The following is an 18,189-nucleotide window of genomic DNA, read 5'->3' as shown; positions in this document are numbered from 1 at the left end:
ATGCCGGCAAGACACTTTCTCGACTGGAATCCCATGCAGCTGCCGCACTCCATCTGGCTGTTTCACGCCATCCTCGCCACCGGCCTGGCCACCTGGCTGACCCTGGCCAGCATCAACAACCTGCACGCCTTCCATGGCGCCGTCTGGGCCATCGGCAACACCATGCGCATGGACCCGCTGCGCCAGGACCCGACCATCCAGACGCCGCTGCTGCGCCGCGCCCTCACTTCCCTGACCTTGCACCGGCTGGCGCTGGGCGTCGTGCTGGCGCTGCAGCTGTTGGCCGCCAGCGCCGCCTGGACGGGCGTGGCGCTGTTGTTCGGCGGCGGCCTGGCCGCTGGCTTGCCCTGGCTGAACCTGGCCCTGTGCGCCATGGCCGCCTTTTTGCTGCTGATGCATCTGGGCGGCCTGTGGTTCGGCTACTGGATCGCGCAGGAAGGCTTGCAGACGACACACCTGGTGCTGCTGCTGTGGACCATGGCCCTGTTTGTCCTCTTCAACGCGCAGCGGACCTGATCAGCCTCCGCTGCGCCTCTTCTTTTTTCCCTTTTACTGCTGTAAAGGACTTCATCATGCATACGAAAATCGTCGGCGCCTCCGCGCTGGCCATCGCCCTGGCCGTCGCGGGCGCCGCACTGTACCCCCGTGCCGACTCCCATGCGGCCGACGCCGCCGCCTACCCCGCCACCAAGGTGGCCCTGGTGCCCGTCGTGCTGGGCACGCAGGAACGCTACTTCGCCGGCGTGGGCGAGCTGGAAGCGGTGCGGCAAGTACAAGTGGCGGCCGAGACGGGCGGCCGGATCACGCACATCCGCTTCGCATCGGGCCAGCAGGTGGCAGCTGGCGCCGTGCTGGTACAGCTCAATGACGCGCCGGAACAGGCGGCCCTGCTGCGCCAGCGCGCGCAGCTGAAAAACGCGGAAAGCAGCCATGCCCGCACGCAGCAGATGGTCAGGGAAAAGGCCGCCACGCAGGAGCAGTTGGATAGCGCCCTGGCCGCGCGCGATGCGGCCCTGGGCGACGTGCGCCAGACGCAGGCGCTGATCGCGCAAAAAACCATCCGCGCGCCGTTCGCGGGGCAGCTGGGCATCCGCAAGGTGCACCCTGGCCAGTACCTGAACGCGGCCGATACGGTGGCCAGTTTGATCGATACGAAGTCGCTGATGGTGAACTTCGCCCTCGATGAACAGAGCAGCGCAAAGCTGGCGCCGGGCCAGGCCGTGCAAGTGCTGGTGGACGCCTATCCCGATGACATCTTCACGGCGAAGATCAACGCCATCGATCCGCTGATTGACCGCTCGCGCATGGTGCAGGTGCAGGCGACGCTCGCCAATCCGCGCGGCACCCTCAAAGCGGGCATGTACGCGAATGTGCGCGTGGCGCGCGAAGCGGGCCAGCAGCTGACGGTGCCGGAAACGGCCGTGACCTACAGCGCGTATGGCGACACCGTGTTTGTCGCGCAGCAGGAGGGCAAGCAGCCGCTCACCGTCAAGCGCGTGGGCGTCAAGCTGGGCGAGCGGGCAGGGGGCCGTGTCGCCATCCTGGAGGGTTTGCGCGAGGGGCAGCGCGTGGTCGCCTCGGGCCAGCTGAAACTGGCCGACGGCATGGCCGTGCAAGCCGTGGCCAACACCCTGGACGAGGCCAAGCGCGCCGCGCCCAAGGCCGGTTCTTGAGGAAGGGCCGCCATGAAATTGACCGACTTGTTTGTGCGCCGCCCCGTGCTGGCGCTGGTGATCAGCACACTGATTCTGATGCTGGGCGTGGTCGCCATCCTGCAGCTGCCGATCCGCCAATACCCGATGCTCGAATCATCGACCATCATGGTGAAAACCACGTATCCGGGCGCCTCGGCGGAACTGATGCAGGGGTTTGTGACGCAGCCGATCGCGCAAGCGGTGTCGTCGGTGGAGGGCATCGATTACCTGACCTCGTCGTCGGTGCAGGGCAGCAGCACGGTCACCGTGCGCATGGAACTGAACCGCGATTCCACGCAGGCCTTGACGGAAGTGATGGCCAAGGTCAACCAGGTGCGCTACAAGCTGCCCGAAGGCGCTTTTGACCCCGTCATCGAGCGCGCGGCCGGCGATTCCTCGGCCGTCGCCTACGTGGGCTTTGCCAGCGAGAGCGTCTCGGCGCCCGCGCTAACCGATTATCTGGCGCGCGTGGTGCAGCCGATGTTCGCCACCATCGACGGCGTGGCGAAGGTCGACGTGTACGGCGGCCAGCAGCTGGCCATGCGCTTGTGGATCGACCCGGCCAAACTGGCCGCGCGCGGCTTGACGGCGGCCGACGTGGCCGATAGCGTGCGGCGCAATAACTACCAGGCGGCACCGGGCAAGGTGAAGGGACAATTCGTCGTCTCGAACATCAGCGTCAACACGGATCTGACCAGCGTGGCCGAGTTCCGCGACATGGTCGTCCGCAAGGGCGGCGATGACAGCGCCGCCCTCGTGCGCCTGAAGGACGTGGGCACGGTGGAACTGGGCGCGGCCGCCACGGAAACGAGCGGCATCATGGATGGCGTGCCGGCCGTGTACCTGGGCCTGTCGCCCACGCCGGGCGGCAACCCGCTGGTGATCGTCGACGGCATTAAGAAGCTGCTGCCCGAGATCCAGAAAACCCTGCCGCCCGGCGTCAAAGTCGAGCTGGCGTTCGAGACGGCGCGCTTCATCCAGTCGTCCATCGACGAGGTGGCGCACACCCTGCTCGAAGCGCTCTTGATCGTCGTCATCGTCATCTATTTGTGCATGGGCTCCTTGCGCTCCGTGCTGATTCCCGTCGTGACGATCCCGTTGTCGATGCTGGGCGCGGCGGCGCTGATGCTGGCCTTCGGCTTCAGCATCAATCTGCTTACCTTGCTGGCGATGGTGCTGGCCGTGGGCCTGGTGGTCGATGACGCCATCGTGGTGGTGGAAAACGTGCACCGGCATATCGAGGAAGGCAAGACGCCCGTGGCGGCCGCGCTGGTGGGGGCGCGCGAAGTGGCCGGCCCCGTGATCGCCATGACGATCACGCTGGCCGCCGTGTATGCGCCGATCGGCATGATGGGGGGCCTCACGGGCGCGCTGTTCAAGGAATTCGCGCTCACGTTGGCTGGCGCCGTGGTGGTGTCGGGCGTGGTGGCATTGACCCTGTCTCCCGTGATGAGTTCCTTGCTGCTGCAGCCGAAGCAGTCGGAAGGGCGCATGGCGCGCGCCGCCGAGCATTTCTTCGAAGGTTTGACCAGCCGCTATGCGCGCCTGCTGGACCGCTCGCTGCACCACCGCTGGCTCAGCGCCGGTTTCGCCGCGCTGGTAATGGTGAGCCTGCCGTTCTTGTACCTGCTGCCGCAGCGCGAACTGGCGCCGGCGGAAGACCAGGCCAGCGTGCTGACGGCCATCAAGGCGCCGCAGCACGCCAACCTCGATTACGTCGAACGCTTTTCCTACAAGCTCGATGACATCTACAAAAACATTCCCGAAACGGCTTCGCGCTGGATCATCAATGGCGGCGAAGGACCGGCATCGAGCATCGGCGGCATCAACCTCACGCCATGGGCCGAACGCGCGCGCAACGCGGCCGTCATCCAGGCCGAATTGCAGCACGCCGTGGGCGACGTGGAAGGCACCAGCATCTTCGCCTTCCAGCTGGCGCCGCTGCCCGGGTCGAGCGGCGGCTTGCCCGTGCAGATGGTGCTGCGCAGCGCGCAGGATTACGCCACCCTGTTCCGCACCATGGAAGACGTCAAGCGGCGCGCGCGCGACAGCGGCCTGTTCGCCGTCGTCGACAGCGACCTCGATTACAACAATCCCGTGGTGAAGGTAAAAGTGGACCGCTCGAAGGCGAACAGCCTGGGCATCCGCATGCAGGACATCGGCGAATCGCTGGCCGTGCTGGTGGGCGAGAATTATCTGAACCGCTTCGGCATGGATGGCCGCGCGTATGACGTCATCGCGCAAAGCCCGCGCGAACAGAGACTCACGGCGCAAGCCCTGACGCAGCAGTACGTGCGCGCCGACGATGGCAGCCTGCTGCCCCTGTCCGCCGTGGTCTCGGTGACGGAGCAGATCGAGCCGAACATGCTGACGCAATTCAACCAGCAGAATGCGGCCACCTTCCAGGGCGTGCCGGCGCCGGGCGTGACCCTGGGCGACGCCGTCGCCTTCCTCGATGGCGTGGCGAAGACCCTGCCACCGGGCTTCAGCTATGACTGGCAATCCGATGCGCGCCAGTTCGCCACGGAAGGCAATGCGCTGCTGCTGGCCTTCCTGGCGGCCGTCGTCGTCATCTACCTGGTGCTGGCGGCGCAGTACGAAAGCCTGACGGACCCGTTGATCATCCTGATCACGGTGCCGCTGTCGATCTGCGGCGCGCTGATCCCGCTGGCGCTGGGCTACGCCACCGTCAACATCTACACGCAGATCGGCCTCGTGACCCTGATCGGCTTGATCAGCAAGCACGGCATCCTGATGGTGGAATTTGCCAATGAATTGCAGGTGCACGAGCAGCTCGACCGCCTCGCGGCCATCCGCAAAGCGGCGCAGATCCGCTTGCGCCCGATCCTGATGACGACGGCCGCCATGGTGGTGGGCCTGGTGCCGCTGCTGTTCGCCTCCGGCGCGGGCGCCAACAGCCGCTTCGGCCTGGGCGTGGTGATCGTCTCGGGCATGTTGATCGGCACCTTCTTTACCCTGTTCGTGCTGCCCACCGTGTACACCTTTCTGGCCCGCCGCCACACGGCCGACCATGCCACGCCGCGCGCCCGCGATTTGTCGCAGGCGCTGAAGGAATCCCCATGAAAAATGATCGCTATCCCGCCTCCCTTTTGGCCGCCCTTTTCCCCGTGCTGGCCGGCTGCGCCGTCAGTGCCGCCTACGTCACGCCGGGTACGCCCGACGTCGCCCTGGCCAGCCCCCAGCAGGCGCAGTTTGCGCCTGCTCGAACGGCTGCCAGCAGCGCCGCATGGTGGACGTTTTTCGACGATGCGCGCCTGGCGCAACTGATCGCCAGCGCGCTCGAACACAACCTCGATATCGCGCAGGCGCAGGCGAATTTGCTGGCGGTGCGCGCCATCGTCGACGAACGCGGTCTCGATGAACTGCCCACCGTCACGGGCCAGGCGGGCTGGCAGCGCACGGTGCGGCAAGACACAGCCCATAGCCGCGTCGCCAGCGCGCAGACGCGCGTGGGATTCGACGCGCAATGGGAGATCGACCTGTTCGGCCGCCTGGCGCATATCAGCCGCTCGGCACAGGCGCGCGCCGACGCGGCGCAGGCCGACTTGCGGCAGGCGCAGCTGACGATCGCGGCCGAGGTGGCGCGCAATTACTACGAGGCGCTGGGCTACCAGCAAGACCTGGCGCTGACGCAGGCACAGGTGCAAAGCTGGCGCGATACGGTCACCCTGATCGACGCGCGCATCCGCGCCGGCAGCGGCTTGCCGGAAGAGCGCCATAACGCGCTGGCCAACCTGGCGCGCAGCGAGGCGGCGCTGCCGCCCTTGCAGGCGCTCTTGCGCCAGGCGCAGTACCGGCTCGATGTGCTGAGCGGCCAGGCGCCCGGTGCCATCGCGCTGGCGACGACGCCGCGGCAGGAGGCGCCGCTGGCGGGCCAGTTGCCGCTCGGTGACGTGAACCGCCTGATCAAGCAACGGCCCGACGTGGTGCGCGCCGAGCGCCTGCTGGCCGCCTCCAGCGAAGACGTGGGAGCGGCCACGGCCGACCTGTATCCGCGCCTCAGTCTCGGCGGCTTTTTAGGCTTCTTTGCCCTGCGCGGCAGCGGCGTGTTCGATGCCGGCGCGCGCGCGGTCGAGGTGGCGCCGTCCATCAGCCATCCGGCCTTCCGCCTGGGCAGCGTGCGGGCACGCTTGCGCGGCACGCAGGCCGAGGCACAGGGCGCGCTGGCGCGCTACGAGCAGGCGATTTTGGTGGCGCAGGAAGAGGTGGAAAACGCCGTCACGCAGCTGGTGGAAAACCAGGCGCGCCTGGGGTCCCTGCTGCAGTCGGCGCGGCATGGCAACGCCGCGCTCGACATCGCCAGCACGCGCTATGCGGGCGGTGCAGGCAGCTACCAGGCCGTGCTGGAAAACCAGCGCGCACTGTTCGATCTGCGGCGCGCAGCGCTGCAGGCGGAAACGGCATCCTACATCGATGCGATCGCCCTGTACAAGGCGCTGGGATGGGGGCACACTATGTGATCTTTTTACCTCGGAAAGGCACGCGATGTTCACGCAAGGCAGCTGGCTGAATGCGCCGGAAAAATTCACCCGCGACGAAGCGCAATTGCGCGTGACGACGGATGCGAACACGGATTTCTGGCGCACGACCTCGTATGGTTTTATCCGCGACAGCGGCCATTTTTTCGGCACGCACATCGACGGCGCTTTCACGGCGCAGCTGCACGTGGCGGCGCAATACTCGGCGCTGTACGACCAGGCCGGTATGATGGTGCGCATCGATGCGCAACACTGGATCAAATGCGGCGTCGAATTTTCCGATGGCCAGCTGCTGTTGAGCACCGTGCTGACGCTGGACAAATCCGACTGGGCCGTCAGCCTGGCGCCCGCCATGCCGGACGGTTTCTGGCTGCGCGTGACGGTGGAAAAGGGCGTGATCCGCGTGCAGTATTCGACGGATGGATTGCGCTGGCCGCTGCTGCGCCTGGCGCCGTTTCCCGAAGCCGGCCACTACCTGGTCGGCCCCATGTGCTGCACGCCGGAACGCGGCGGCCTGGAGGTGGTTTTCTCCCAGTTTTCCCTCGGTCCGGCGCAGCAAAAAGAGTTACATGATTTGAGCTGATGTTCCAGCACCACGTCGCAGCCGTTTATCGCAGTTTATTCCGCAGTTTATTCCGCAGTTTATTCGTGCTGATTGAGCGAACGGTGCACGTCTTTCGACTCGTTGCGGCCCGGCCGGTCGTCCGCCAGCTTGCCCGCTTCGCTGTGCGGCTGCTGGGCCACGCCCTTGACGTGCTGGCGGTGCTCCGGCTGGCCCAGCGTGGGCATGTTTTCCTGCTCCACGGCGTCGGGCGCACCCTGCGGCGCGATGACGTTATTCGCCCAGTGCCCGCTGGCGACATTGCCGCTGGCAGGCTTGCCGCCGCCCTGGTTGGCGTAGGCGTCGCCATCCGCTTGCACGGCAGCGGTCTTGTCCATGCGGCTGTTGCGGCCCTGGTCGGCCGGCTTCAATGGGCTATCGTTCATCGCGCTTCTCCTGGTAACGGTGAATAAAAACCCATCTTGTTCGCAAAATCGGCTTACCACAGCCGGCGCACGGCTTGCCTGCCTGTAGGAAAATGCCGCGCCCCGGCGCGCGGTCTACACGCCCCCTGGCGCCACCCACGTCTCGTGCAAATGCCGCCACAACAGGGCGCCGCCGGGCGTTTTTTCATACACGACGGTCGACAGGCGCTGCGTGTTTTCCGCACCGGGCATGGACTGCAACTCGCGGTAGGAGACGGTGGCGCCGGCGGCGCTTTCCTGGATCAGAACAAGATCGGCAATATGCATCTGCAAGCCCGGGCGGCTGCCGCCGGCGGCGCCGAAAAACGCCGTCAGGCCGGCGGCATCGAGCTGCTTGCCGCCGGGCGAAATCATCGTGAAATCGGGCGAAAAACGCGCCAGTAAATTGGCGCAAGATTCCGGCGCTGCCGCCTCGCCGCCGAGCCATTCACGGATCAGCACATGGGTGGCAAGCACGTCGTCAAAATAAGGGGTTGCGGCGTTCATTTTTTACCTTCCTGAGGGTGAGAAAAAAGGGCCAGTACGGCGCGGTTATCGATGCGCGCGCACAGCATCAGCGGCAGCGCGCACGAGGCGGCGGCAAGCGCAAAACACCAGTGGAAAACCTGTGCCGCGCGCGCATGCCGGGCGGGGTCGTCCAGCGTCGCAATGCCCTGCGCCGCCAGCAGGCTGTTGAGCAGTACGCCGAGCAGCGCGACGCCCAGGCAAAAGCCCAGCTGGCGGTTGATATTCCACACGGCGCTGGCCTGGCTCAGCTGCGTATCGGGCGTGCGCAGGAAGGCCGTGCTTTGCGCCGTGCTGCTGCACAAGCCGCCGCCAAAGCCCATCACGGCATACGCCCCGGCCAGCCAGAATAACTGGTCCGCCGCGTCCACCCGCAGCAGCATCAGCATGCCCGCCGCCTGCAGCAGCGTGCCAGCGATGAACAGCGGCTGGGGACCGATGCGCCGGTAGCTTTTGCCCGTCAGCGCGATGGCGCCAAACGAGGCCAGGGCCCATGGCAGCATCAGGGCGCCCGCCGTCGAGGCGGACATGCCCAGCACGCCCTGCAGATACAGCATGGCCAGCAGGCTCACGCCCATGAAGACGCCCGGCACCAGCAGATACATGAGCATGGAGACGCGCAGCAGCGGCTCGCTGGCCAGGCGCAGATTGAGCAGCGGCGTGGACTTGCGCAGCGCACCGCGCACATACGCCCAGGCACAGACGACGCCCAGCGCCAGCACGCCCGCGCCGGCCCAGGCATCGCCTGGCGTGCCCAGCATGGTCAAGCCCAGCAACAGCAGCAGGATGGCCACGCAGCCGGCCAGCAAGCCGCCCGCGTCCAGACGCGGCACCTGCGCACGCGGCGGGTCAGGACGCAGCCAGCAGGCGGCCAGCAGCAGCGCCAGCGCGGCAAAGGGCACGTTCAAATAGAAAATCGCCCGCCATGACAGGCTGTCGACGATGACGCCGCCCAGCGCGGGCGACAGGGCCGGCGCCAGCAGCCCCACCAGCATGATGACGGAGGACAGGCCGGGACGCTCCGCCGGCGGATAAAGCTGGTAGGTCATGCTTTGCCCCAGCGGGATCAGCAATCCGCCGCCCAGCCCCTGCACGCAGCGCCAGGCGATCAGCGCCTCGATCGACGGCGCCAGGCCGGCGCCCACGCTGGCGAATAAAAAAGTTAGCAACGAGGCCATAAACACCGTTTTGCTGCCATAATAGGCAGCCAGCCAGGCGCTGGCGGGGATGACGATGGTCAGGCCGAGAATGTAGCCGGTGCTGATCCAGGCCAGCTGCGGCACCGACGCCTGCAAGCCATGGCCGATGTCGGGATAGGCCACGCTGGTGATGAACATGTTGATCAGGTCAACGAAAAACCCCAGCAGATAAATGGCGGCGACCTTTTTGCGGTAGTCCATGGTGCTCCGAATGGCAAACGGCCAGCTTAAGCGCCGCCAGCCATTTGCGTAACGGGCCAGCCCCGATTACACTGTCAAATAAATTTTGACAAACCCTTGAGAACCGCATGTCTACTTACGCTTCATCATGATCAGTCTTGACCGCCTGGGTATTTTTATTGCCATCGTCGACGCCGGGTCGCTGACGGCGGCCGCCGCCGTGCTGGGCCAGAGCAAGGCCGTCGTCAGCTTTAACTTGAAACAGCTGGAGGCGGAGCTGGGCGTGTCGCTGCTGACGCGCAGCACGCGCAGCCTGGCGCTGACCGACGTGGGACGGCGCTTTTATGAAGACTGCCAGCGCGTGCTCAGCGAAGCGCATGGCGCCATCGAGACGGCGCGCCAGGGCCATCAGGGGCTGCGCGGCACCCTGCGCCTGACCACCACCGTCGAATACGGCAGCCGCACGGTGATCCCCGCGCTGATCGCCTTTGCCGCCGCCCACCCGCAGTTGCGGATCCAGCATGCGTCATCCTCCTCGCATGAAGACCTGATCGCCGGCCGCTACGACCTGGCCATCCGCATGGGTTCACTCAACGATTCGAGCTATCGCGCGGCGCTGATCGAACCGTATGCCATCTGGCCCGTTGCCTCGCCCGCGTACCTGGCCAGCCTGCCCGGCAAGGGCATCGCCAGCCTGGACGACTTGCAGCGCGCGCGCTGGCTGGCGCACAGCCGCCTGGCCTCGCCCCTGCGCTGGGACGTGCAGACGCCCGACGGCCCGGCGGCTTTCGCCGCGCAGGACGACGCCGTCCTCCATTCCGACTCCGCCTCGGCCCTGCTGGGCTTTGCCCTGGGCGGCTGCGGCGTGGCCCTGCTGCCGCAATGGCAGGTGGAAGGGGAGGTGCGCGCGGGGCGCTTGCGCCATCTGCTGCCGCACGTGGTCTTTCCCCAGCAGGGCGTGTATGCCGTGTATGCGAACACCCAGCATATCCCGGAAAAAGTGCGCGCGTTTATCGATTTCCTGCGCGCCCGCGTGGGCACGGCCGACTGAGGTTTCACGTGGCGCCCCGCAGCTCATGTCAGACTGAACACAGTTGAAATCACAACGATTTCCGCAGGGCAAACGGGCGCCCATTTCGATGGTCACGGCCTACACTGGAAGGACGTTGTTCATCGATTGGAGACCATCATGGCACACACTTTGGCAGCAGTTTTCGCCCAGCGCGACATGGCCGGGCACGCGCGGCAAGACCTGATCACGGCGGGCTTTCCCAGCGCGAATATCCGCCTGCACGATGCGGGCAGCGACACGGGGGCAGCCGCGGACGAGGCGCGCCGCGACGATGGCGACAGCCTGCTCGACAGCGTCAAGCATTTCTTTTCCGACCTGTTCGGCAGCCACGCCGACCGCCACGTCTACGCGGAAGCCGTGCGGCGCGGGCATATCGTGCTGACCCTGGAAGACGCCAGCGACGCCGACATCCAGCGCGCCACCGACATCGTCGAACGCTACGCGCCCATCGACATCGATGCGCACGCCGAGCACTGGCGCAGCGGCGGCTGGCAAGGCGCCGACGTCCCGCTGCGGGACACCGCGCAGCGCCAGGGCGCCAGCATGCAGTCCGGCGCGCCATCGCAGCAGGGCGCCTCCGCCGGCAATCTCGGCGAAGCACCGGCGGCATCGCAGCAATTCGCCGGCGGCATGCCGACGACGGGGACGGGCAGCGTGCGCCGCTATCCCGGCGCCGACAACCTGCCCGGCGCCAGCTACGACGAGGAGCAGTACTACCGCAGCCACTGGAGCAGCCAGTACGCGGCCAGCGGCGCGCGCTTCGAGGACTACGATCCCGCCTACCGCTATGGCCATTCGATGGCGGGCAGCGCCAGCTACCGGGGGCAAAGCTGGGAGCAGGTGGAACCCGAGCTGCGCAGCAACTGGGAACACACGTATCCGCAATCGGCGTGGGACGACTTCAAGGCGGCCGTCAGGCATGGCTGGGAACGCATCACGTCCTGACCCTTGACGTGACGCCAGCGCCCGTCAACGCCCCTCGTGCGTCAACTTGAGGAAGTGGTTCAGGATATGGAAGTGGTCTTCGAAGAATTCCTCTTCCATGGCGGGCAGGGCGGACACCGGCACCCATTGCGCCAGCGCCGCGTCGTCGGCCGCCGTCACGGCGGGCAGCTGGCGCGTCTTCAAGTCAAAATAATGCGCATGCGTGATGGTGCGCCCGCGCTGGCTGCGGTCCGGGTGGTCGAACACGGCCACGCCGATCAAGGCCTCGACCAGGGTGGGCGCCAGCACGCCCAGCTGCGTCTCTTCCGCCAGTTCGCGGATGGCACCCTGCAGCAGGCGTTCGCGCGGCTCCAGGAAGCCGCCAGGCAGCGCCCACAAGCCCTTGCCCGGATAGCCGCCACGGCGCACCAGCAGCACGTGGCCGCCCGTCTGCACGAGCGCGTCGACGGTGGTGAAAATGGGCGGATACGGCGCCACTTTCCAGCGCGCCTTGTACGCTTCGATGGCGCGGTATTCCTGCACCAGCGGCGCATACCACGGCAGCAAGGTCCACGCCTTTACATACTGGCCGATGGCGGCCGGCAGCAGCTGCGCCACGGCGCTGAGCGACACATCGACGTCTTCCGCCTCGAACAGCACGCTGCGAATGGCCGTCGCGCCGATCGGCGCGCCAGGGTCGATCTCCAGGTTCAGCAGCTGCCAGTGGGGGAAGTGGTGCAGATAATAGCTGGTGGCATCCTTGAAGCAGGCCACCAGCGTCACGCGCTGCGCGCGGGGCACGGCGCCCGCCACGGCGTGCCGCACGGCGTCGGCCCACAGGCCGTCGTCGTAATAATCGCGCACGGCCACGTAATGCACGCGCTCGCGCTGCGCCTCGGGCAAGGTCGCGGCGATCATGGCGGCCCGCTCCTGCCACGTAAACGGGTTCTTCGGGCTGCGCGCATGGAAGGCGGAGCCGAGCACCACCACCACTTGCGCCGCGGTGGTCAGCGCCTTTTGCAGCAAGCCCGCATGGCCGTTATGAAAAGGCTGGAAGCGGCCGATCAGGATGGCCGCGTCGGCTGGGTAGGCGAGTGTCATGCGTCGTCTCCGGTGGGGTAGTGGGCGGCGATCGGCAATTGACGGCCGCTGCCAAAGGCGCGCGCACGCACGCGGATGATGGGCGCCGCCTGGCGCCGCTTGTATTCATTGCGCGCGACCATGCCGAGGATGCGCGTCACGAGCGCGCGCCCCTCGTCCGTCTCGCGCAGCTGGTCGACCAGGGTCAGCGCCTGCGCACTTTCGGCCGCCGGCAGGCGCCGTCCCTCGATATGCCACTTCAAGATTTCATCGAGCACCGGGTACGGCGGCAAGCTGTCCGTGTCGCGCTGGCCCGGCGCCAGTTCCGCCGACGGCGGCTTGTCCAGCACGGCGGCGGGGATCCATTCGCGCCCGGCGCTGGCGTTGATATGGCGCGACAGGGCGAACACCTCCGTCTTGTACAAGTCGCCGATCAGTCCCAGGCCGCCATTCGTGTCGCCGTACAGGGTGCAATAGCCCACCGAGATTTCGCTCTTGTTGCCGGTGGTGAGCAGCAGGGCGCCAAACGCGTTCGAGTATTCCATCAGGATGGTGCCGCGCACGCGCGCCTGCAGGTTTTCCAGCGGCAGGCCGTGCAGCCTGCCATCGAAGGCGGCCGCGTAGCCGGCCTCGTACTGCGCCACGATGTCGCGGATCGGGTGCGTGTGCAGGGCGATGCCCAGGTTGGCGCACAGGGCCACGGAATCGGTGACGGAGCCGGCGCTGGAAAACACGGATGGCATGGTAATCGCCACGACGTTGTCCGCGCCGAGCGCCTCGACGGCCAGCGCCAGGGTCAGCGCCGAATCGATGCCGCCCGAGCAGCCGACGACGACTGTCGTAAAACCGCAGCGGCGCGCATAGTCGCGCAAGCCCAGCACGATCTGGCGCCGGGCGAATTCCACGGCCGGGATGCCGTCCGGGTCGGGCACGGGGAACGCCACGCCGTCCGTGCGCGTAAAACCGCCATCGGCAAAGCGCAGCAGCTGGAAATCCTCGACGAAGCGCGCCGCCTCGAACTGCAGGCCGTGGCGCGGCGCGATGGCGAACGAGGCGCCGTCGAACACCAGCTGGTCCTGGCCGCCCACCTGATTGACGAACAGCAGGGGCAAGTTGACGCGCGCGCAGGCGGCGCCGAACACGGCGTGGCGCTGCGCGCGCTTGCCGATGTCGGACGGGCTGGCGTTGATGCTGACGACGAGGTCGGGCCGCGCCGCGTGCAAGGTCTCGAATGGATTGACGGCGTAGGCGCGGCCATCGTCGTTCCAGCCATCCTCGCAAATCATGAAGCCCACCTGGCAGCCGGCGATATCGAGGGTGCAGGCGCCGGGCGGGCCCGGCTCGAAATGCCGGCCCTCGTCAAAGATGCCGTACGTCGGCAGCAGCTGCTTGTAGTACTCGGCCACGATGCGCCCGTCGCGGATGGCCAGCAAGGCGTTGTACAGGGGCTTGCCGATACCGGGATTGGGCCGCGCCGTGCCGATCACGGTGACCAGCGCCGGCCAGCGCGTGGACGCCTGCAGCACGGTGTCGAGTGCCCGCTGCAGGCCGCGCAGGAAGGCGGCATCCTCGAACAGGTCGCCCGGGTAATACGCGCACAGCGACAGTTCCGGACACACCAGCAAGTCCGCGCCATCCTCGCTGGCGCGCCGCATGCGCGCGGTGATGGCGGCAACATTGCCGTCGAAGTCGCCCACGGTGGGATTGAGCTGGGCGAGGGCGATGGTCAGCATGGTGATCCTTCATTGGTTGCTCTTGAAACCACTATCCTGCCTGAAAACGTTTCTGACGGTACTGATGCAATCGTGCACGCCTGCCGATCCACGTGCTACAAGGTCTTGCGCCAGGCCCGCAAGCGCAAGCGCGCATTCGCATACGGCGACGCCGTATTGAACTGGATCATGCGTCCCATCGTGTAATGCGTGTACCAGGGCCGGCCATACAATTGCGCGTCGTCGTGCGCGTCGACCAGCGCCAGCAACTGGTCTTTCGCCAGCGCCAGGCGCTGCTGCAAGTCTGCCATGCTCAGTTCAGCATAGTCGGCATAGAAGCGCTGCGCCAGTTTCCCCAGAGCGTTCCACGTGAAACCTTCGGCGGGAAAGGCGATGTCCTCGATGCGTTTGCCGTCACGCAGCTGCGCGTGCCAGTGCAAGACCAGCTCGTTCCAGCCCACCAGGTAGGCGAGCAGATCGCACACGCTCATGCGCGTGCCTTTCACTTGCCCCTCCAGCACGGGTTCGCGCGCCAAGGCCGGCGGCACGCGCGCCAGCTCCTGCGCCAGTTTCGCGTACGTGGTGGTCATCGCCTCGAGCAGTTCCTGCTTGCTGTTCGGGATCGCCATCAGGCCCCCGCCGTGACTGGCAATCCCGCGGCTTGCCAATCGTCGTAGCCGCTGCCCAGACGGCGCGCATGCAAGCCGTGCCGGCGCAGGGCCGCCACGGCCTGCACGGACAGCACGCAATACGGGCCGCGGCAATAGGCGGCGATCTCCTGGTTGACGGGCAATTCCGCCAGGCGACGCTGCAAGTCGTCCAGGGGAATATTGATCGCCCCGGGCAAGTGGCCGGCGGCAAACTCCTGCGCGGGCCGCACGTCGAGCACGGTGACGCTGGCCTCGTGCATGCGTGCCAGCAACTCGTCGCCCGAGATCGCTTCCACGTGGTCGCCACGCCCCAGCGCCTGCAACTCGCTGCGCTGATGCTGCGCATACACGTCCAGCGCGGCCAGCAGTTGCATGACGGGGCCGCTACCGAGCCGGTACAGCACGCGCTTGCCATCACGCCGCGCCTGCACGAAGCCGGCGCGCCGCAACTGCTGCAAATGCTGGGAGGCGTTCGCCACGGACAAGCCCGTCAACTCCACCAGTTGTTCCACCGCATGTTCTCCCTGCGCGATCTGTTCAAGCAGGCGCAGCCGAGGCGCACTGCCTAAAACATGGGCAAACTCGGCGGGGCTGGCGAGGGTATCGATTTCTGCATTGTTCATTGACACGATGCTAGCACCCTTATAACATTCAAGCAATTACTTGAATGTTATAAGGACAGACGATGCAAACATGTTGGCTCGATGCGCTGGCGATCGGCGTGGGTGCGACGGCGGTGATGGACGTGTGGGCCGTGGCCTTAAAACGCTACTGGTGCATCCCCTCGCTGAACTTGGCGATGGTGGGACGCTGGCTCGGCCATCTGGTGCGCGGCACCTTTACGCACGCCAACATCGCCCAGGCGGCGCCCGTGCGCGATGAAGCCTTACTGGGCTGGACGGCCCACTACCTCATCGGCGTGCTGTTTGCGGCCGTGCTGCTGGCGCTGGTGGGAGCGGAGTGGGTGCAGGCACCGACCTTGGCGCCGGCCCTGCTGGCGGGCTTGGTGAGCGTGGCCGCGCCGTTCTGCATCTTGCAGCCCGGCATGGGCGCGGGCCTGGCCGCCAGCAAGACGCCGCACCCGCACGCGGCCCGCCTGCGCAGCCTGATGGCGCACCTGGTATTCGGCATCGGCCTGTACCTGGCGGCGCAGCTGTGGTCGACGATCCGCTAATCAGCTCGTCAGCGGCGGCACGGGGGCCGGTGCCGCCGTCGGTGCCGGCGCCACCGCCGACATCACCGGCGCCTCGGGCTGCGCCGGCACAGTGCTCAGCACCATCGTGCTGGGCTTGGCGATCGAGATGTGGGCGTCGTCCAGGCGCTTGAGCAGCTCGAACAGCAGGGCGCTGCGGATGCCCGACGTCAGGCGCGGCGACGAGGCATAGCCGGTGGCGTTGAACAGCAACAAGCCATTGTCGATGCCGTCCAGCTGCACGTTGGGCGCCGGCGTGTCGAGCACGTCGGGATTGTCGACAAAGGTGGCGAGAATCAGCGCGCGCGCCGCCTGCGCATCCGTGCCCAGCGGCAGCGGCAGCTTGACTTGCACCAGGCCCAGCGGATTGGCCAGGGTGACGTTGCGCACCGTCTTGGTGATGAATTCCGAGTTCGGCACGATCACCGTCGAGCGGTCGCCCAGCTGAATTTCCGTGGCGCGCACATTGATGCGGCGAATGTCGCCCTCCACGCCGCCCAGCGAGACCCAGTCGCCCACCTTGACGGGCCGCTCGGCCAGCAGGATCAGGCCGGAGACGAAGTTCTGCACCACCGCCTGCAAGCCAAAACCGATACCCACCGACAAGGCCGACGCCACCCACGCGATGCGTTCCAGGCCGATGCCGGCCGCCGACAGGGCCAGGGCCACGGCCAGCACCCCGCCGATGTAGCCGAACAGGGTGATGAACGACACTTGCATGCCCGTATCGAGATTGGTGGTCGGCAAATAACTGTTTTGCAGCCAGCGCTTGAACAGGCCCAGCGCGATAAAACCCACCACCAGCACCAGCAGCGCCTGGATCAGCGCGGCCGGACGGATCGCCACTTCGCCGATGGCCAGGCCATCCTGCAGCTTGCCGACGCGCTGGAACAGCTCGCCCGGCCCCTCGCCGAACGGCGCCAGCAGCAGCATCAGGGCCAGCAGCACGACGATGGCGCGGCCGATGCCGGACAACAAGACGGCCGCCTGGTCGCGCGCCTTCGGCGTGGCCAGCACGGGATTGACGGCGTCCGCCGGCGGCGGCGTGGACGCCAGCAGCATGCAGATGTCGTCCACCAGCACGGTCAGCAGATAGGTGCTGCAGACCACCACGATGACCCAGGCGATTTGCTTGGCGACAAAGCTGCCGAACGCCACATAACCGATCAGCAAGCTGATGACGCTGGACGCCAGCGCCAGCCACAGCAGCACCGTGACGCAGCGCAGCCACAGCGGCGTAATGAGGTTGCCCGGATCGGCTTCGCGCAACTGGCGCCAGCAACGCTCGGCGCGCATCAGGCCGTAGGCGATCGTCGTGCTCATCACGAGGGCGACGATGCAATTGACGGCCACAGCCGTCGACAGGCCCGCGTTGATGACGATGGTGACGCGCTCCGTGGCCCATACCAGCACGACAATGAAGGAAAACATCGACGGGAAATTGCGCATGCGGTGCGCCAGCGCGTCGGGCAACGGCAGCAGGCGCCACGAGACGCGGCGCGGCGACAGCAGCGCGTGGCCCAGCCCGGCCGTAAACCCGGCGAAACAGATGATGCCGATCAGGCTGCTGAGGAAAGTGGAGGTTTTGTCGGACAGGCCACCATCCCAGCGCAAGCCCATGGCCAGCAATTCCGCCACCAGCCCCGGCGTGGCCAGCGCCAGCACGATGACGGCCAATGCATGCAGCGAGCGGCGCAAACGGCCGTGCGGCACGCGCGTGGCCGTGACCACCAGCAAGTAGCGCGACGCCCAGATGCTGGCCGCGATCACGGCGACGATACCGGCCAGCAAGCCGCCCCAGGCCGACCATGGCGTGGCGCGCGCCGCGTTCGCCAATTCCAGCTCCAGCGCCCGCAGGCGCTGCAAGTTCTGCGGCAATTCGCCATGCAGTTGTTTCCAGAACGAACCGGCGAGGATCGATGCCGTGCGCTCGCCCAGGCGTGCCTGCAATTGCGCGCGGCGCGCCGTCGCCACCTGCTCCGACGCTTGCGTCGCTTCCACCGCCAGCAGGCGCGCCAGTTTCACCTGTGCATCGAGCGCGCTGCTGGTGCGGTCCAGCTGGCTGCGCTGCGCCGCCACGTCGGGCGCTTCCTTGGTCCCCGCCGCCGGCTTGCCCAGCTCCGCCAGCCGCGCCTGCACGCTGGACAAGGTCGGTACGAGCGACTCGGCCACCTTGTCCGCTTCCGCGCTGGCGGCCAGTGCATCGGCTTTCATTTGCGACAGGGTCGCGTCATCGAGGTCGGCATCGCCATCGAGCGCCTTCTGGATGGTGGTGATTTGCTTGCGCAAGCCGTCGAGGCGCTGGTCGGCCGTGGCCGCATCGTCGACGGGCTGCGACCAGGCGGAGGATGGCGCCAGCGAGCAGGCCAGCAGCAAGCTCAACAACAGTGGCAACAGCCAGCCGCGCCACGGCTGGCGCGAGGAAAGGGAAGAGTAAATACGGAAAGAAGTCATGCA

General features: G+C 66.8%; 16 protein-coding genes. 8 read left to right on the top strand and 8 right to left on the bottom strand.

Annotated features, from left to right (window positions below):
- The 5 genes from BM193_RS18050 to BM193_RS18030 are packed head-to-tail and all read left to right on the top strand — an operon-like array spanning position 1 to position 6,776.
- Positions 1–516, top strand: coding sequence for a DUF2165 family protein (locus BM193_RS18050; RefSeq protein ID WP_254786305.1), 516 nt, complete (start codon positions 1–3; stop codon positions 514–516).
- 56 nt (positions 517–572) lie between these two features.
- Positions 573–1,673: an efflux RND transporter periplasmic adaptor subunit gene (locus BM193_RS18045; protein WP_092799005.1), complete on the top strand. Its 1,101-nt coding sequence runs from the start codon at positions 573–575 to the stop codon at positions 1,671–1,673.
- Positions 1,674–1,685: 12 nt separating this feature from the next.
- Positions 1,686–4,778, top strand: coding sequence for a MexW/MexI family multidrug efflux RND transporter permease subunit (locus BM193_RS18040; RefSeq protein WP_092799003.1), 3,093 nt, complete (start codon positions 1,686–1,688; stop codon positions 4,776–4,778).
- The gene (locus BM193_RS18035) at positions 4,775–6,175 is read left to right on the top strand and encodes an efflux transporter outer membrane subunit (RefSeq protein ID WP_092799001.1); all 1,401 of its coding nucleotides are present in this window, start codon (positions 4,775–4,777) and stop codon (positions 6,173–6,175) included. The genes BM193_RS18040 and BM193_RS18035 overlap by 4 nt, the downstream gene beginning before the upstream one ends.
- Positions 6,176–6,200: 25 nt before the next feature.
- Positions 6,201–6,776: a DUF1349 domain-containing protein gene (locus tag BM193_RS18030; protein WP_092798999.1), complete on the top strand. Its 576-nt coding sequence runs from the start codon at positions 6,201–6,203 to the stop codon at positions 6,774–6,776.
- A 59-nt stretch (positions 6,777–6,835) separates the two neighbouring features.
- Here the strand turns inward: BM193_RS18030 and BM193_RS18025 are convergent, their stop codons facing one another.
- The 3 genes from BM193_RS18025 to BM193_RS18015 form a co-directional block, all read right to left on the bottom strand.
- Complete coding sequence (locus BM193_RS18025) at positions 6,836–7,180, bottom strand: hypothetical protein (RefSeq protein WP_092798997.1); 345 nt, start codon at positions 7,178–7,180, stop codon at positions 6,836–6,838.
- A 114-nt stretch (positions 7,181–7,294) separates the two neighbouring features.
- Complete coding sequence (locus tag BM193_RS18020; protein ID WP_092798995.1) at positions 7,295–7,705, bottom strand: DUF4440 domain-containing protein; 411 nt, start codon at positions 7,703–7,705, stop codon at positions 7,295–7,297.
- Positions 7,702–9,123, bottom strand: coding sequence for an MFS transporter (locus tag BM193_RS18015; protein ID WP_092798993.1), 1,422 nt, complete (start codon positions 9,121–9,123; stop codon positions 7,702–7,704). Before BM193_RS18015 ends, BM193_RS18020 begins: the two co-directional genes overlap by 4 nt.
- A 127-nt stretch (positions 9,124–9,250) precedes the next feature.
- On the opposite strand from BM193_RS18015, the gene BM193_RS18010 reads away from it, so the two are divergent.
- Entirely contained in the window at positions 9,251–10,153 is a 903-nt protein-coding gene (locus BM193_RS18010) for a LysR family transcriptional regulator (RefSeq protein WP_092798991.1), read from the top strand.
- Positions 10,154–10,291: 138 nt separating this feature from the next.
- The gene (locus BM193_RS18005) at positions 10,292–11,119 is read left to right on the top strand and encodes a hypothetical protein (protein ID WP_092832454.1); all 828 of its coding nucleotides are present in this window, start codon (positions 10,292–10,294) and stop codon (positions 11,117–11,119) included.
- Between the two features lie 24 nt (positions 11,120–11,143).
- On the opposite strand, the gene BM193_RS18000 is transcribed toward BM193_RS18005, so the two are convergent.
- From BM193_RS18000 to BM193_RS17985, 4 genes are all read right to left on the bottom strand, one after another.
- On the bottom strand, positions 11,144–12,199 hold the full coding sequence (locus tag BM193_RS18000) for a bifunctional nicotinamide-nucleotide adenylyltransferase/Nudix hydroxylase (protein ID WP_092798987.1): 1,056 nt from the start codon (positions 12,197–12,199) through the stop codon (positions 11,144–11,146).
- Positions 12,196–13,911, bottom strand: a complete 1,716-nt coding sequence (locus BM193_RS17995; RefSeq protein WP_092798985.1) for an NAD+ synthase — start codon at positions 13,909–13,911, stop codon at positions 12,196–12,198. The genes BM193_RS18000 and BM193_RS17995 overlap by 4 nt, the downstream gene beginning before the upstream one ends.
- Before the next feature lie 95 nt (positions 13,912–14,006).
- Complete coding sequence (locus tag BM193_RS17990) at positions 14,007–14,519, bottom strand: ClbS/DfsB family four-helix bundle protein (RefSeq protein WP_092798983.1); 513 nt, start codon at positions 14,517–14,519, stop codon at positions 14,007–14,009.
- Positions 14,519–15,163: an ArsR/SmtB family transcription factor gene (locus tag BM193_RS17985; protein ID WP_092798981.1), complete on the bottom strand. Its 645-nt coding sequence runs from the start codon at positions 15,161–15,163 to the stop codon at positions 14,519–14,521. The genes BM193_RS17990 and BM193_RS17985 overlap by 1 nt, the downstream gene beginning before the upstream one ends.
- A gap of 62 nt (positions 15,164–15,225) precedes the next feature.
- Here BM193_RS17985 and BM193_RS17980 point away from each other — a divergent pair, with 62 nt between their 5' ends.
- Positions 15,226–15,714, top strand: coding sequence for a DUF2938 domain-containing protein (locus BM193_RS17980; RefSeq protein WP_092798979.1), 489 nt, complete (start codon positions 15,226–15,228; stop codon positions 15,712–15,714).
- Here BM193_RS17980 and BM193_RS17975 read toward each other — a convergent pair whose 3' ends face one another.
- The gene (locus BM193_RS17975) at positions 15,715–18,186 is read right to left on the bottom strand and encodes a DUF3772 domain-containing protein (RefSeq protein ID WP_254786304.1); all 2,472 of its coding nucleotides are present in this window, start codon (positions 18,184–18,186) and stop codon (positions 15,715–15,717) included. It lies immediately after the preceding gene.
- Between the last annotated feature and the right edge of the window lie 3 nt (positions 18,187–18,189).

The sequence above is a fragment of the Janthinobacterium sp. 344 genome, assembly GCF_900112025.1.
Lineage (GTDB): Bacteria > Pseudomonadota > Gammaproteobacteria > Burkholderiales > Burkholderiaceae_D > Janthinobacterium.
The sequence above is the reverse complement of the archived record's forward strand: the minus strand, read 5'-3'. Positions and strand labels throughout refer to the sequence as shown.

Coding starts and splice junctions, on each gene's coding strand:
- BM193_RS18045 (WP_092799005.1), top strand. CDS start 573: ATGCATACGAAAATCGTCGGCGCCTCCGCGCTGGCCATCGCCCTGGCC.
- BM193_RS18010 (WP_092798991.1), top strand. CDS start 9,251: ATGATCAGTCTTGACCGCCTGGGTATTTTTATTGCCATCGTCGACGCC.
- BM193_RS17985 (WP_092798981.1), bottom strand. CDS start 15,163: ATGAACAATGCAGAAATCGATACCCTCGCCAGCCCCGCCGAGTTTGCC.
- BM193_RS18040 (WP_092799003.1), top strand. CDS start 1,686: ATGAAATTGACCGACTTGTTTGTGCGCCGCCCCGTGCTGGCGCTGGTG.
- BM193_RS17980 (WP_092798979.1), top strand. CDS start 15,226: ATGCAAACATGTTGGCTCGATGCGCTGGCGATCGGCGTGGGTGCGACG.
- BM193_RS17995 (WP_092798985.1), bottom strand. CDS start 13,911: ATGCTGACCATCGCCCTCGCCCAGCTCAATCCCACCGTGGGCGACTTC.
- BM193_RS18025 (WP_092798997.1), bottom strand. CDS start 7,180: ATGAACGATAGCCCATTGAAGCCGGCCGACCAGGGCCGCAACAGCCGC.
- BM193_RS17990 (WP_092798983.1), bottom strand. CDS start 14,519: ATGGCGATCCCGAACAGCAAGCAGGAACTGCTCGAGGCGATGACCACC.
- BM193_RS18020 (WP_092798995.1), bottom strand. CDS start 7,705: ATGAACGCCGCAACCCCTTATTTTGACGACGTGCTTGCCACCCATGTG.
- BM193_RS18050 (WP_254786305.1), top strand. CDS start 1: ATGCCGGCAAGACACTTTCTCGACTGGAATCCCATGCAGCTGCCGCAC.
- BM193_RS18030 (WP_092798999.1), top strand. CDS start 6,201: ATGTTCACGCAAGGCAGCTGGCTGAATGCGCCGGAAAAATTCACCCGC.
- BM193_RS18005 (WP_092832454.1), top strand. CDS start 10,292: ATGGCACACACTTTGGCAGCAGTTTTCGCCCAGCGCGACATGGCCGGG.
- BM193_RS18000 (WP_092798987.1), bottom strand. CDS start 12,199: ATGACACTCGCCTACCCAGCCGACGCGGCCATCCTGATCGGCCGCTTC.
- BM193_RS17975 (WP_254786304.1), bottom strand. CDS start 18,186: ATGACTTCTTTCCGTATTTACTCTTCCCTTTCCTCGCGCCAGCCGTGG.
- BM193_RS18035 (WP_092799001.1), top strand. CDS start 4,775: ATGAAAAATGATCGCTATCCCGCCTCCCTTTTGGCCGCCCTTTTCCCC.
- BM193_RS18015 (WP_092798993.1), bottom strand. CDS start 9,123: ATGGACTACCGCAAAAAGGTCGCCGCCATTTATCTGCTGGGGTTTTTC.